Origin of the sequence: Nocardioides alkalitolerans DSM 16699, assembly GCF_000426525.1 — a bacterium.
GTDB lineage: Bacteria > Actinomycetota > Actinomycetes > Propionibacteriales > Nocardioidaceae > Nocardioides > Nocardioides alkalitolerans.
Genome location: NZ_AUFN01000010.1, coordinates 304,682 through 318,009, shown reverse-complemented (window position 1 = coordinate 318,009; position 13,328 = coordinate 304,682). Strand labels below are relative to the sequence as shown.

The 13,328-nt window shown below is 73.5% G+C and carries 14 protein-coding genes; 7 read left to right on the top strand and 7 right to left on the bottom strand.

Annotated elements, in window-relative coordinates; all coding sequences use genetic code 11:
• Nucleotides 1-15 precede the first annotated feature (15 nt).
• The 4 genes from K329_RS30115 to K329_RS0102205 form a co-directional block, all read right to left on the bottom strand.
• A complete protein-coding gene (locus K329_RS30115) occupies nt 16-606 on the bottom strand; it encodes a DUF4870 domain-containing protein (protein ID WP_084540925.1) in 591 nt (196 codons plus the stop codon).
• 25 nt (nt 607-631) lie between these two features.
• Nucleotides 632-1,483, bottom strand: a complete 852-nt coding sequence (locus K329_RS0102215; RefSeq protein ID WP_028471779.1) for a DUF3097 domain-containing protein — start codon at nt 1,481-1,483, stop codon at nt 632-634.
• Between the two features lie 85 nt (nt 1,484-1,568).
• A complete protein-coding gene (locus K329_RS0102210) occupies nt 1,569-2,462 on the bottom strand; it encodes an MBL fold metallo-hydrolase (protein ID WP_028471778.1) in 894 nt (297 codons plus the stop codon).
• Between the two features lie 45 nt (nt 2,463-2,507).
• Entirely contained in the window at nt 2,508-3,209 is a 702-nt protein-coding gene (locus K329_RS0102205; protein ID WP_028471777.1) for a hypothetical protein, read from the bottom strand.
• 200 nt (nt 3,210-3,409) lie between these two features.
• Here K329_RS0102205 and hrcA point away from each other — a divergent pair, with 200 nt between their 5' ends.
• The 4 genes from hrcA to K329_RS0102185 all read left to right on the top strand — a co-directional run bounded on the left by hrcA (nt 3,410) and on the right by K329_RS0102185 (nt 8,308).
• Nucleotides 3,410-4,477 carry a heat-inducible transcriptional repressor HrcA gene (gene hrcA, locus K329_RS0102200; RefSeq protein WP_028471776.1) on the top strand — a complete coding sequence of 356 codons (1,068 nt, stop codon included), beginning with the start codon at nt 3,410-3,412 and terminating at the stop codon, nt 4,475-4,477.
• A 130-nt stretch (nt 4,478-4,607) separates the two neighbouring features.
• Nucleotides 4,608-5,804, top strand: a complete 1,197-nt coding sequence (gene dnaJ / locus K329_RS0102195; protein ID WP_028471775.1) for a molecular chaperone DnaJ — start codon at nt 4,608-4,610, stop codon at nt 5,802-5,804.
• Between the two features lie 6 nt (nt 5,805-5,810).
• Nucleotides 5,811-6,563 (top strand): 16S rRNA (uracil(1498)-N(3))-methyltransferase, encoded by a 753-nt coding sequence (locus K329_RS0102190; protein WP_028471774.1) that lies wholly within the window; start codon nt 5,811-5,813, stop codon nt 6,561-6,563.
• A gap of 290 nt (nt 6,564-6,853) precedes the next feature.
• Nucleotides 6,854-8,308 (top strand): HNH endonuclease signature motif containing protein, encoded by a 1,455-nt coding sequence (locus K329_RS0102185; protein WP_028471773.1) that lies wholly within the window; start codon nt 6,854-6,856, stop codon nt 8,306-8,308.
• 322 nt (nt 8,309-8,630) lie between these two features.
• Here K329_RS0102185 and K329_RS0102180 read toward each other — a convergent pair whose 3' ends face one another.
• The 3 genes from K329_RS0102180 to K329_RS0102170 all read right to left on the bottom strand — a co-directional run bounded on the left by K329_RS0102180 (nt 8,631) and on the right by K329_RS0102170 (nt 11,254).
• On the bottom strand, nt 8,631-9,509 hold the full coding sequence (locus tag K329_RS0102180; RefSeq protein WP_028471772.1) for a Gmad2 immunoglobulin-like domain-containing protein: 879 nt from the start codon (nt 9,507-9,509) through the stop codon (nt 8,631-8,633).
• A gap of 66 nt (nt 9,510-9,575) precedes the next feature.
• Nucleotides 9,576-10,688, bottom strand: a complete 1,113-nt coding sequence (locus K329_RS0102175; protein WP_028471771.1) for a Gmad2 immunoglobulin-like domain-containing protein — start codon at nt 10,686-10,688, stop codon at nt 9,576-9,578.
• Nucleotides 10,685-11,254: a SigE family RNA polymerase sigma factor gene (locus tag K329_RS0102170; protein WP_028471770.1), complete on the bottom strand. Its 570-nt coding sequence runs from the start codon at nt 11,252-11,254 to the stop codon at nt 10,685-10,687. Before K329_RS0102170 ends, K329_RS0102175 begins: the two co-directional genes overlap by 4 nt.
• A gap of 114 nt (nt 11,255-11,368) precedes the next feature.
• Here K329_RS0102170 and K329_RS0102165 point away from each other — a divergent pair, with 114 nt between their 5' ends.
• The 3 genes from K329_RS0102165 to ybeY all read left to right on the top strand — a co-directional run bounded on the left by K329_RS0102165 (nt 11,369) and on the right by ybeY (nt 13,316).
• Nucleotides 11,369-11,713 (top strand): histidine triad nucleotide-binding protein, encoded by a 345-nt coding sequence (locus K329_RS0102165; protein ID WP_028471769.1) that lies wholly within the window; start codon nt 11,369-11,371, stop codon nt 11,711-11,713.
• Between the two features lie 107 nt (nt 11,714-11,820).
• Complete coding sequence (locus tag K329_RS24045) at nt 11,821-12,855, top strand: PhoH family protein (RefSeq protein WP_052336262.1); 1,035 nt, start codon at nt 11,821-11,823, stop codon at nt 12,853-12,855.
• Entirely contained in the window at nt 12,852-13,316 is a 465-nt protein-coding gene (gene ybeY / locus K329_RS0102155; RefSeq protein WP_028471768.1) for an rRNA maturation RNase YbeY, read from the top strand. Before K329_RS24045 ends, ybeY begins: the two co-directional genes overlap by 4 nt.
• The last annotated feature ends 12 nt before the right edge of the window (nt 13,317-13,328 follow it).

The following is a 13,328-nucleotide window of genomic DNA, read 5'->3' as shown; positions in this document are numbered from 1 at the left end:
CCCGCCGGCCGGTTCCTACTTGATGAGGCGGATCGTCAGCGGGTAGCGGTAGTCCTCGCCGTTGCCGGCCTTGACCGCGGCCACCAGCACGACGACCAGCACCCCCAGCAGGACCACCAGGTAGACGGGGATGATCACGAGCAGCCCCAGGCCGAACGTGACGATCGTGAGCACCCCGCCGACGATCACCGCGACGATGCTGTAGATCAGCATCGACAGCTGGAAGTTCAGCGACTCGGCCGCGTGCCGCCGTGCGAACGGGGAGTTGCCCCGCACCAGCAGCACGATCAGCGGCGCGATGAAGCCGAAGGCGAACCAGGCCGTGACGAGCGCCCCGAGGTGGGCGACGACGCCCCACAGCTTGTCGTCGGAGCTGGGCTGGCCCGGACCGCCGTACCCCGGCTGCCCGTAGCCCTGCTGCCCGTACGCCGGGGGCTGGCCGTAGCCGGGACCGTAGGGCTGCGTGGTGCCCTCCTGGTACGGCGTGCCGCCGCCCTGCCCCCAGCCGGGCTGCTGGCCGTACGGCGCGCCCCCGGGCTGTCCGTAGGGGGACGTGGGCTTGTCGGGGCCGTCGGACGGGCCGGGCTGGTCGCCGTACGTGCTCATCGGTTCCTCCTGGCGGACGGCCGGCTCAGGCAGCCGGCTCGGTGACGAAGTCGATCAGTTCCTCCACGCGGCCGAGCAGCGCGGGTTCGAGATCAGCGTACGAGCCGACCCGCGCGAGGATCTGCTGCCAGGCGCGCGCGATGTCGGCCTGGTTGCGGTGGGGCCAGCCCAGGTGCTGGCAGACGCCGTGCTTCCACTCGATGCTGCGGGGGATGGTCGGCCAGGTGCTGAGACCGAGACGGTCGGGCTTCACGGCCTGCCAGACGTCGATGAACGGGTGGCCGACGATGAGCACGTGCTTGCCGACGGGGGAGCGCGCGATGCCCTGGGCGATGCGGCTCTCCTTCGAGCCCGCGACCAGGTGGTCGACGAGCACGCCGACGCGGCGCTGCGGCCCGGGCTTGAAGTCGCGCAGGTGGTCGGCGAGGTCGTCGACGCCGCCGAGGAACTCGACGACGACGCCCTCGATGCGCAGGTCGTCGCCCCACACCTTCTCGACGAGCTCGGCGTCGTGACGGCCCTCGACGAAGATGCGGCTCGCCCGCGCGACGCGCGCGGGGGCGTTCGCGACGGCCACCGAGCCCGAGGCCGTGCGGGTGGGCTTCGCCGGGGCCTTCTGGCGCACGGGAGCCGTGAGGATGACCGGCTTGCCCTCGAGCAGGAAGCCGGGGCCGAGCGGGAACGTGCGGCGCTTGCCGCGCCTGTCCTCCAGCGTCAGGGTGTCGAGGTCGCGGTCGACGGCGACGATCTCGCCGCACCAGTCGGTCATGACCTCCTCGACCACCAGGCCGTGGTCGGCCGGGTGCTCCACGGCACGGCCGTTCTTCGGCGCGCGCCAGTCGCCGGACAGCACGTCGGATCCGTATCGGTCGCTCACGCGGTCCACGCTAGGGGTGGCCGCCGACAGTGCCGCTCAGGCTCGCCGTCCACGCCCCGGACGCCGGTGGGCCACCGCGTGCGGGTCAGGCCATCGGCAGGCGTCGGGCCCCGGGCGGCAGCTGGGCGAAGCCGCGGCGCACGGCCTCGGTGAGCCGGTCGACCGGCCACGGCCAGGTCGACGCGCCCAGGGCGTCCCCGGGGCGTACGCCGCGCCCGGCGAGGTCGGCGATGGTCGAGGCCACGGTGGCCACGCCCTCCCGCTGGGCCTCGACGAACGCGCGGTCGACCACGGGCCCGTGCCCCGGCACGACGACGCTCGCCGGCGTCGTCACCCCGACGACGAGGTCGAGGGCGGCCGGCCAGTCCAGCGGCCAGGAGTCGTCGCCGTACGCCGGCACGGCCAGCGCCGGGTCGTCGGCCGCCTCGACGACGTCGCCCGCGACGAGCAGGTCGGCGTCGGGCACGCGGAGGCAGAGGTCGCCGGCCGTGTGGGCCCGGCCGGGGTGCACCAGTTCCACGTACCGGTCGCCGAGGTCGAGGGCACCCACCGACGAGAGGGTCTGCGTGGGTACGACGACCCGGCTCGCCGCCATCTCGGCGGCACGGGGCTCGCCCGCCGCGACGCGGGCGGCGACGGAGGCCGGCACCACCGTCGGGATGCGGTCGGCGGCCTCCTCGTGCGCGTGCACGACGAGGTCGGGCCAGGCGTCGGTGAAGACGGCGTTGCCGAGCACGTGGTCGTGGTGCTCGTGCGTGTTCACCACCGCGACGACGGGGGTGGTGGGGGAGACGAGGCGCCGGACGCGGTCCCGCATCGGGGACGCGGCAGCCTCCGAGGCCAGCGTGTCGACCACGACGAGGCCCGCGGCGCCGCCGATCACGGTGACGTTGACGTCGTACCAGGCGTGACGGGCCACCCAGACGCGGTCGGCCACCTCGACGAAGGCCTCGGGATCGCTCGTTCCAGGGGTGCTCACCCCGGCGACTCTAGGCCGGGTCGGCGCCCCCGCGGGTCGGTCGGGTCAGCAGAGGCCGGCGTGCAGGTGGGTGCGGAGCGCGTCGGCCAGCTCGTCGGGGGAGGAGGCCGGAGCGGGGAACACGACGTTGCGGGAGTGGGCGCCGTCGGCGTCGACCCAGTGCACGTCGACCCCGGTCGGCGAGAGACCGGCGAGCGCGGCCCCGGCCAGGTACGGCGCCGGCGTGCCGGTGCACAGCGACACGGCCTGGCGCAGCTCGGCGCCGTGGCACTCGTTGACGTGGTCGAGGCAGCGGCGCAGGTAGCCGCGGTTGAGGGCGTGCGCGGGGCTGCGGAAGAGGGCCAGCGGCACCCGGTACTGGCGGCTGCTGCCGTCGGCGTGGGTGCGGATCAGCATGATGATGGTCGGCTCGATCGCGACCGCGCGCATGGAGGAGTCGCAGCACGCCTCGGGGGTGGCGAGCTTGCCGGCCAGCACGACGGACTCGGTCGTGCCGTCCTCCTCGACCACGCCGGAGATGACACGCAGGAGCGCCTTCTGGCGGGCGCCGGCGGCCGTCTCGACGACGGAGCCGGCGCGGCAGACGAGGGTCGGCACGCCGCCGCGGTCCTGGAGCCCGAGGTCGTCGCCCCCGAAGAGGTGCTCCGTGCCCTTGATGACCATGCTGGCCGCGGCGGGGCAGGAGAGGGCGCTGCGAGCACGGGCCGCGAGTTCGTCGGGCTGGGCCGAGGCGAGCATGGGGAGCACGAGTGGACCTCCAGGATTGATTAGGCAAGCCTAACCTACTGCCGTTTCGGTCGACGTCAAGAGGAAAGTCGGAAGTCGTCCACGGGTCGGGAGGGTCCCTGGTGCCGGTGCGCGCCGGTCGACGTCCTTCGTTGACCCGGGAGTAGGCTTGGCACTCGTGCTGGTGGAGTGCCAGCGTCGCCGCGTGGGAGGAGCAGGTCATGGTCGAAGACCGTCGGCTCGCCGTGCTGCGGGCCATCGTGGAGGACTACGTGTCGACCGAGGAGCCCGTCGGCTCCAAGGCGCTCGTCGACCGGCACGGCCTCGGGGTCTCGCCCGCCACCGTGCGCAACGACATGGCCGTCCTCGAGGAGGAGGGCCTCATCCAGCAGCCGCACACCAGTGCCGGCCGCATCCCCACCGACAAGGGCTACCGGCTCTTCGTCGACCGCCTCACCACCGTCAAGCCGCTCTCCGCGGCCGAGCGACGGGCGATCTCCACCTTCCTGGAGGGCGCCGCCGACCTCGACGACGTCGTACGACGCAGCGTGCGCCTGCTGGCCCAGCTCACCCGCCAGGTGGCGGTGGTGCAGTACCCGACGCTGAGCCAGAGCACGGTGCGCCACGTCGAGGTCGTGGCGCTGACGCCCAGCCGGCTGCTCGTCGTGCTCATCCTCTCCAGCGGCCGGGTCGAGCAGCGCCTCGTCGAGCTCGCCCGTCCGCTCTCCGACGACCAGGTCGCCGACCTGCGTTCCCGCGTCAACCGGGCCGTGGTCGGCCAGCGGCTCGCCGCGGCTGCCGACGCGCTGGCGGGCCTGCGCCCGGACGTGCCCGAGGCCTCCGGCGGACTCGCGCCGACCCACGACCTCGGCACGCCGCCGCCGGACGTCGCGACCGACGAGGTCGTCAGCGTGCTGGTCGACGCCCTCGCCGACCACTCCTCCGACCAGCGGGTCGTCGTGGGCGGCACGGCCAACCTCGCACGCTTCGGCGACGGCTTCGACATCGTGATGCGGCCGATGCTCGAGGCGCTCGAGGAGCAGGTGGTGCTGCTCAAGCTGCTCGGCGAGGCCAGCACCGGGGGCGCGGTCACCGTGCGCATCGGGGCCGAGGGGCCGCTGCAGGAGCTGGCGGGCACGAGCGTCGTGACGACGGGCTACGGCCCCACGAGCGAGGCGCTCGCCGCGCTCGGCATCGTGGGCCCGACGCGCATGGACTACCCGGGCACGATGGCGGCGGTCCGTGCGGTCGCGCGCTACATGTCGCGGATCCTGGACGAGAACGCCTGAACCCACGGAGCCCGGCCGGCGGTCGGGCACGACGTACGAGACCTCGCACCCCGACGGGTGCGCACGAGGGCGGCGCGGGCAAGCGCGTCGCCGGTAGACATCAGACGGACGTAGGACGGATAGGACAGACGTGAGCCAGGACCTCTACGAGATGCTCGGCGTGAGCCGCGACGCCGACGGCGACGCCATCAAGAAGGCGTACCGCCGGCTCGCCCGTCAGCTGCACCCGGACGTGAACCCGGACCCCGAGACCCAGGAGCGGTTCAAGGAGGTCAGCCGGGCCTACGAGGTGCTGTCCGACCCGCAGAAGCGGGCGGCGTACGACCGCGGCGGCGACGCCTTCGGTCAGGGCGGGTTCGGTGCCGGTGCCGGCGCCGGGTTCTCCTTCACCGACATCATGGACGCGTTCTTCGGCGGCAACGCCCCGGGCGGCGGTGCGGCCGCCGGCGGGGGACGCGGTCCGCGACCGCGCGTGCGCCGGGGCCAGGACGCGCTCATCCGGCTCGACATCGACCTGGCCGAGGCGGCCTTCGGGGTCACGCGCGAGCTGAAGGTCGACACCGCGGTCGTCTGCGAGACCTGCGACGGCGACGGTGCCGCACCGGGCAGCGAGCCCACCACCTGCACCCAGTGCCGCGGCGCGGGCGAGGTCGCCCACGTGCAGCGCTCGTTCCTCGGCGAGATCCGCACGCTGCGCCCCTGCGCCGCCTGTCGCGGGTTCGGCACCGTCATCCCCGACCCGTGCCGCACCTGCTCGGGCGACGGCCGGGTGCGCTCGCGCCGCACGCTCACCGTGAAGATCCCGGGCGGCGTCGACAACGGCACGCGGGTCCAGCTGACCGAGCAGGGCGAGGTGGGTCCCGGCGGCGGCCCGGCCGGTGACCTGTACGTCGAGATCCGCGTCGCCGAGCACGACTTCTTCATCCGTCAGGGCAACGACCTGCACTGCACCGTCACCGTGCCGATGACCGCGGCCGCGCTGGGCGCGAGCATCACGCTGCCGCTCCTCGAGGCCGACCTCGTCGAGGACGGCGCCGAGACCGAGTCGGGCATGGAGACCGAGGTCGTGCTCTCCATCAAGGCCGGGAGCCAGTCGGGCACCGAGCAGGTGCTGCGGGGCCGTGGCGTCCCCGGGCTGCGCAACACGGCCCGCGGCGACCTCGTCGTCACGGTCGTCGTGGAGACGCCCGGCAAGCTCGACGCCCGCCAGGAGGCGCTGCTGCGCGAGCTGGCCGAGCTGCGGGGCGAGCAGCAGGCCGCCGACGGGTCGGTGCAGGCGCAGCACAAGTCGGTGCTGGGTCGTCTGCGCGACAAGTTCAACCACTGAGCCGTCATGTCGCTGCCCGTCCACCACTGCCCTGACCTGACGAGCGCCGCGGTCGGCGGGACCGTCGTGCTCGAGGGCGACGAGGCCCACCACGCCGTGGCCGTACGACGGCTCGCGGTGGGGGAGCAGGTGCGCCTCGTCGACGGCCGCGGCCGGTCGGTGACCGGCCCCGTGGCCGCCACCGGCAAGCGCTCGCTGACCGTCGAGGTGGTGGCCGTCGACGACGACGAGCGGCCCGCGCCGGCGGTCACCGTCGTGCAGGCCCTGCCGAAGGGCGACCGGGGCGAGCTCGCCGTCGAGGTGCTCACCGAGGTCGGCGTCGATCGCATCGTGCCCTGGGCGGCCGCCCGCAGCGTCGCCGTCTGGCGCGGCGAGCGGGCCACGAAGTCGCTCGCCAAGTGGCGCTCCACGGCCCGGGAGGCCGCCAAGCAGGCGCGCCGCTCCTGGTTCCCCGACGTCGACGAGCTGGCTCCCACCGCCGCGGTCGCCGAGCTGCTCGCGTCGTACGACGTCGTGCTCGTGCTCCACGAGGCCGCGACGACGCCGCTGGTCTCCGTGCCCCTCCCGGACGCCCCTTCGTTCCGCGTTGCGCTGGTCGTCGGGCCGGAGGGCGGCCTCACCGACGAGGAGCTCGCCGCGTTCGAGGCCGTGGGTGCGGTGACGGTGCGGCTGGGCGACGAGGTGCTGCGCACGTCGACCGCCGGCGTCGTCGCCACCGCCGCGCTGCTGTCGCGCACGCGGCGCTGGGGCGCGGGATAGGGCGCTCTGCTCGTCGGTTGTCGCGGTGGTTGAGGAGCGAGGGCGGCTCCGGTGGTTGAGGAGTGAGCGTCTCTCGGTGGTTGAGGGGCGAGCGTCCCTCGGTGGTTGAGGAGCGAGCGCCAGCGAGCGTCTCGAAACCACGCCCGCGGTGGTTGAGGAGGGCCGCTGGGCCCGTCTCGAAACCACGTGCCCCTCTCGGCAGCTAAGGGCCGCTTGACCTGGTCAAACAGTTCTCCACAGATCACTTCCTAGCCCTAGTGTTCGAACGGGTGATCGAATAGAATCAAGGCATGAGCCAGCCCACCGTCACCTCCGAGCGCACCGCCTTCCCGGCTGTGCTGCTCGACGGTGCCCGGGCGGCGCTGGCCCGTCAGCGGACAGCGGAGGTCGAGGTCCTCGTCGCCGTCACCGACTGGGCCGACGCGCACTCCGAGGGCGGTGTTGTGGCCGACCAGTACGGCCCGTTCGGGCTGCTCCGTGGCGACGCGCACCTGCTCCCGGGCGCGGACGTGTTCGGGGAGCTCGGCGGGCCGGGCGCGCCGCTGGTGTCAGAGTTCTGCGTCGTGGAGATCGCCGCCGCCCTCGGTCTGTCGACCGACTCCGGTCGCCGGCTGGTCGGTGACGCGGTCGAGCTGCGCCACCGCCTCCCGCGGCTCTGGAACCGGGTGACCGCTGGCGTACTGCCGGTGTGGCGGGCTCGGAAGATCGCGCAGGAGACCACCCAGCTCACGGTCGAGGGCGCGGCGTTCGTCGACCGCCACCTCGCCCCGGTCGCGCACAAGACCGGCCTAGTGACCGCGCAGAAGCTGGTCGCCGAAGCCATCGCCCGCTTCGACCCCGAGAAGGCCGAGCTCGACCGCGCCGACTCCGACGCTACGCGGCGCTTCGACATCGACCTCCAGGGCCAGATCGACCCCGCCCGCGGCGTAGTGGCGGTGTCCGGCACCCTCGACCTCGCCGATGCCCTCGACCTGGAGAGCGCCGTATCCCGGGTCGCCGCCGACCTCGCGATCGCGGGGTCGCTGAACTCCCTCGACGCACGACGGTCATCCGCAGTCGGGGAGATCGCCCGGCGCCAGACGACGCTGGACCTCAGCGGCTGCGCCGCCGACGACGACGCGGCCGCGCCGGCCGCGACGCGGTCGAAGGCGCGCCAGGTCGTGCTCAACGTGCACCTCGCCGAGGCTGCGCTGACCGACCTGGACCCGAACGTCTGCGGTGGCGTCGACCTGGCCCGGGTCGAGAAGACCAGGAGCTTCGTGCTCGCCGAGCAGGTCCGGGAGTGGTGCCGCGCCACCTCGACCCAGGTGGTGGTGAAGCCGGTCATCGACCTGCGTGACCAGGTCGCGGTCGACGCGTACGAGATTCCCGACCGGATCGCTGAACGCGTCCGCCTCACGAGGCTCACCTGTGTCTTCCCGCACTGCATGAGGCCGGCACGGGGTTGCGACCTCGACCACGTCGACGAGTACGTCCGAGCAGAGGACGGCGGGCCACCGGGCCAGACATCCACCGCCAACCTCGCCCCACTCTGCCGGCGACATCACCGGGTCAAGACGCACCCGTCGATGAGCGGCGCAGGACCCGAGAGACGGTGGCGCTACCGCCGCCTGCCCGACGGGTCGTTCGTCTGGACCAGCCCCACGACCAGCAGTACCTGGTCGACCCGCACGGCACGATCCAGCTCCCGCGAGACCGCCAGCCTGACCGCGCCGCCTGACCCACCGCGCGTCGTACCCGCCTGACCGCACACCTCAACGACACCCATCGTCGTTGGGGTGTGCCGTCATGCCCCGGGGGCGCGCGTGGCTTCGAGACGCTCGCTGCGCTCGCTCCTTACCCACCGGACGCGCTGCGCTCGCCCCTCACCCATCGCGCAGGCTGCGCCCGCCCCTCACCCACCGGCAGCACCGCGCCCGCTCCTCACCTACCAGGCGCGCTCGCTCCACACCCACCGGCAGCCCCGCGCCCGCCCCTCCTCCACCGGACGAGCGTGCTGACCCGGACATGCCGACGGCCCGGCAGCAAGCGCCGCCGGGCCGTCGGGATGTCAGGTGGAGCGAGACGTCACTCGACGACGATGGTCTTCGTGTCCTCGGACGCGCCAGGGCCCTCGCCGCCCGACGGGTCGTCGGTGAGCGCGGCGAACGTGTAGGTGCCGGGCTCGAGGGACGAGACGTCGACCTCGACGCTCCACTCGCCGAGACCGGTCATCCAGTCGCCGCCGTGGGTGGTGAAGCCGTCGAGCACGGCCTCGTCGCCGGAGCGGACCTCCCACAACAGGTTGGCCTCGAACGAGCTCGCACGGCCGGTCGCGGTGAAGGAGCCGGAGACGATGGTGCCCTCGGCGGGGTCCGTGATGTTGACCAGCAGGAGGGTGTCGAGCTCGTCCGCCGCCTCGACGGGGCCGTCGGCCACCGCGGTGGCGGGGGCGCCGGAGGCGTCCACGAACTCGACGGGGAGGCGCTGGCCGGCGGCGGCCTGCACGGTGTAGACGACCTGCTGGACCGCGAGGTCCCGGGCCGCCTCGTCGGTGACGGACGGGTCGTCGGCGACCGTGACGCTGATGGTGCCGTCGGCGACCGTGGCGCCCTCGACCCAGTCGGCGTACGAGGTGTAGTCGGGGTCCAGGGGCTGCGCCGCGAGCTCGGCCGCCGCGGCCGTGACCGGGTCGGTGCCGGTGACGGCGTGGAACTCGCGGACGAGCCGGTCGCCGAGCGGGCCCTGGGCCACGTAGTAGACCGGCACGGTGAGGGAGCCGGCCGGCTCCGACGAGGTGTCGGTGGTCGGGCTCTCCTCGGTCGACGGGGGAGCGGACGACGCGGAGGCCGACGGCGTGCCGGCCGGGTCGTCCGCGGTGTCGGAGGAGTCGTCCCCGCACGCGGTGAGCGCGAGGGCGAGGACGGCGGCGGTCGCCAGGGGTGCGGCGGTACGGCGGACGTTCATCAGGCTGCCTTTCGTTCGGCGTCCCGGGGGAAGGGGAACGCGGCTGACGCTAGCGGGTCGGGGCGGTCACTCGACGACGACGGTGCGGGTGTCCTCGGAGGGGCCGGCGCCCTCGCCGCCGGACGCGTCCTCGGTCATGGCGACGAGCTCGTAGGAGCCGGGCTCGAGACCGGAGACGTCGATCTCGGTCGACCAGGGCAGGAGGACGTTCGTCGTGACGTCGCCCTCGGCGGTCGCGAACCCCGACAGCACGACCTCGCCGTCGCGGCGCAGCTCCCACGGCACGTTGTTCTCCGGCGAGCTCGCGACGCCGTTCACCTGGAGGACGTCCTCGGGCACGGCCCGACCCTCGGACGGCTCGTCGATGTTGACGAGGTGCAGCGCCTGCGTCTCGAACTCGGCGAACGGGACCTCGCCCCCCGGCCGGCCCAGCAGCTGGCCCGACCCGTCCGCTCCCGCCACCTCGACCGTGAAGTCGGCGGGCACCCCGGTCGCGGTGGTCGACCGGGTCGTGGCCCGCAGGGTGTAGGCCAGCTGCCACAGGGCGACGTCCACCTCCCGGTCGGTCCACCCGTCCGGTACGGCGCCCAGGTCGACGTCGTCGTTGGTGAGCTCGACCGTCCACGTGCCCGACGACTCGTTGCCCTGGTAGACCACGTCTGCCGTGGTGCCGGCCGGCCAGACGGTGCGGTAGTCGGGGTCGGAGGGCGGCCCGTCGAGGGCCTGCTGCACCGCTGCCCGGCCGATGGCGTCCCCCTCGACCAGCAGCGTCTCGGGAGCGGCGACGAGCGCCGCCCACCGCGGGCCGTCCACCACGTAGTAGACGGGCATCTGGACGGCCTCGCCGGACGGCGCCGGCGTCGTCCCGGACGGTGTGGGCGAGCCGGACCCGCTCGCGATCCCCATCGACTCCGTGCTGCTCGGGTCGTCGGCGACGGGGTCCTCGCGGTCGTCCGGCCCGCCGACCACGGAGATGCCCACCGCGACCAGGACGGTCGCGGCGACGGCGCCACCGACGGCGTACCACCAGGGAGCAGGCGTACGACGCCGCGCGTGCCCGCCGCGCGCCGTACGCCGTCGGATGTCGGCCAGCCCGTCGCCGGGCGTGACGCCCTCGGCGGCCTCGTCGAGCAGGGCGCGCAGGCGTGCGGCCTCGTGCGGGTCGTGGGGGGTGCTCATGCCGAGCCCTCCGTCCAGGTGTCTCCGAGACGGGTGCGCAGGGCGGTCGCGGCGCGCGAGGCGTGGCTCTTGACGGCTCCGCGACTGATGCGGAGCGTGCTGGCGATCTCGGCCTCGGAGAGGTCGAGGTAGTAGCGGAGGGTGACGACCTCGCGCTGGCGCTGCGGCAGGGCGGCGAGCGCGTCGAGCACGGCCTCCCGCCGGGCGCTGCTGACGGCGGCGTGGTCGGCGCCGGGCACGACGTCGGCCGGGCGGTGGCGCAGCTGCTCGGCGTGGCGGTCGACGACCGTCCGGTGACGCAGCACCGAGCGGGCGCCGTTGGTGACGCTGCGGCGCAGGTAGGCGAGCGCCTTGTCGGCCTCCCGCAGCCGCGACCACCGGCCGTGCATGGCGACGAACGCGTCCTGCACCACCTCCTCGGCGGTGCCCTGGTCGCGCACGAGCATCACCGCGAGCCGCACGAGCTGGTGCCAGTGGGCGCCGTACAGCGTCACGAGCGCCTCGTCGGCCGACCACCGGGCGGGCGCGGAGGAGCGCAGGGCGCCGGCCTCGTCGCGGCTGCTCATCCGGTACCCCCTCGGTGCCGTCCGGGCGATGGTCGTGGTCACGCTAGTTCGACGCGCGACCGCCTCGGACGGTTGACACGCGGAGGACGGGAGACGGTCGCTACCGTGACCTCCATGAGTGCTGACGCGGACTGCCTGTTCTGCAAGATCGTCGCCGGCGACGTGCCTGCCACGGTCGTCCACGAGACCGCCACGACCCTGGCGTTCCGCGACATCAACCCGGTGGCGCCGACGCACGTGCTCGTCGTGCCCCGCAGCCACCACCCGAACGCGGCCGCGCTCGCCGCCGCCGAGCCGACCGTGGCCGCCGACCTCCTCACCAGCGCCCAGGCCATCGCCGACGCCGAGGGCATCTCCGGCTACCGCCTCGTCTTCAACACGGGCGCCGACGCCGGGCAGACCGTCTTCCACGCCCACCTCCACGTGCTGGGCGGCGAGACGATGGGGTGGCCCGCCTGAGCCTCGTACCGCGCTCCGGTAAAACGACTGGCCGGGGGCCGGGAGCCGCGACGTACGATGGAGGGGTTCGCGTCCACGCACCAGAAGGGCCGCCCCACCGGGCATCCATGACTGAATCGCAGACCGCCACCCGCCACACGGTGACCGTCCCCAACAGCATCGACATGGTCAGCCTGCTCGGACCGGGTGACGAGCACCTCGCCACCATCGAGCGGGCGTTCGCGGCCGAGGTCCACGTGCGGGGCAACCGCATCTCGCTGCTGGGCGAGCCGCCCGAGATCGCGCTCGCCGAGCGCCTCCTCGAGGAGCTGGTCACGATCATCCGCACCGGTCAGGGCGTCACGTCCGAGACCGTCGAGCGGGTGATCGGCATGCTCCGCGCCGAGACGACGGAGCGCCCGGCCGACGTGCTGAGCCTCAACATCCTCAGCAACCGCGGCCGCACGATCCGTCCGAAGACGGTCAACCAGAAGAAGTACGTCGAGGCGATCGACACCCACACGATCACGTTCGGCATCGGTCCGGCCGGCACGGGCAAGACCTACCTCGCCATGGCGAAGGCGGTGCAGGCCCTGCAGAGCAAGGACTGCAACCGGATCATCCTCACGCGCCCGGCCGTCGAGGCGGGGGAGCGGCTCGGCTACCTGCCCGGCACGCTCAGCGAGAAGATCGACCCCTACCTGCGCCCGCTCTACGACGCGCTCCACGACATGATGGACCCCGAGACGATCCCGAAGCTGATGGCCTCGGGCACGATCGAGGTCGCGCCGCTGGCGTTCATGCGCGGCCGCACGCTCAACGACGCGTTCATCGTGCTCGACGAGGCGCAGAACACGACGCCGGAGCAGATGAAGATGTTCCTCACCCGGCTCGGCTTCGGGTCGCGCATCGTCGTCACCGGCGACACGAGCCAGACCGACCTCCCGAGCGGCGCCAAGTCCGGCCTGCGCGTGGTCGAGGACATCCTCGAGGGCGTCGAGGACGTGTCGTTCAACCGCCTCACCAGCAGCGACGTCGTGCGTCACCGCCTGGTCGCGCGCATCGTGGCGGCGTACGACGAGTTCGACGCCCGCTCCAGCGCGCCGGCCGCCGTCGCGGCGCCGGCCGCGCGTCGTACGCCGCGAGGGGGCCACGGCTCGTGAGCATCGAGATCCTCGACGAGTCCGAGCTGGAGGGCGCCGAGGCCGTCGACGGCGAGAACCTCGCCCGTCTGTCGCGCTTCGTCATGGACGAGATGCGCGTCCACCCCGAGGCCGAGCTCTGCATCAAGATCGTCGACGAGGCCACCATCGCCGAGCTCAACGAGCAGTGGATGGAGAAGGAGGGCCCGACCGATGTGCTCTCCTTCCCGATGGACGAGCTGCGTCCGGGCGATGTCGGGGCGGAGCCGGAGGAGGGCGTCCTGGGCGACCTGGTCCTCTGCCCCGCCGTGGCGGCGCGCCAGGGCGAGACCGCCGGGCACGGCGCGCTCGCCGAGATCGAGCTGCTGACCGTTCACGGCATCCTGCACCTCCTGGGCTACGACCACGCCGAGCCGGAGGAGCACAAGGAGATGTTCGGCCTGCAGGACGACCTGCTGGTCCGCTGGCGCAGCCGATCCTGAGAGGATCGGCGT

Excerpts from the sequence above, each read along its gene's own strand:
- K329_RS30115 (WP_084540925.1), bottom strand. The coding sequence starts at position 606 with ATGAGCACGTACGGCGACCAGCCCGGCCCGTCCGACGGCCCCGACAAG.
- hrcA (WP_028471776.1), top strand. The coding sequence starts at position 3,410 with ATGGTCGAAGACCGTCGGCTCGCCGTGCTGCGGGCCATCGTGGAGGAC.
- K329_RS0102190 (WP_028471774.1), top strand. The coding sequence starts at position 5,811 with ATGTCGCTGCCCGTCCACCACTGCCCTGACCTGACGAGCGCCGCGGTC.
- K329_RS0102185 (WP_028471773.1), top strand. The coding sequence starts at position 6,854 with ATGAGCCAGCCCACCGTCACCTCCGAGCGCACCGCCTTCCCGGCTGTG.
- K329_RS0102180 (WP_028471772.1), bottom strand. The coding sequence starts at position 9,509 with ATGAACGTCCGCCGTACCGCCGCACCCCTGGCGACCGCCGCCGTCCTC.
- K329_RS0102175 (WP_028471771.1), bottom strand. The coding sequence starts at position 10,688 with ATGAGCACCCCCCACGACCCGCACGAGGCCGCACGCCTGCGCGCCCTG.
- K329_RS0102170 (WP_028471770.1), bottom strand. The coding sequence starts at position 11,254 with ATGAGCAGCCGCGACGAGGCCGGCGCCCTGCGCTCCTCCGCGCCCGCC.
- K329_RS0102165 (WP_028471769.1), top strand. The coding sequence starts at position 11,369 with ATGAGTGCTGACGCGGACTGCCTGTTCTGCAAGATCGTCGCCGGCGAC.
- K329_RS24045 (WP_052336262.1), top strand. The coding sequence starts at position 11,821 with ATGACTGAATCGCAGACCGCCACCCGCCACACGGTGACCGTCCCCAAC.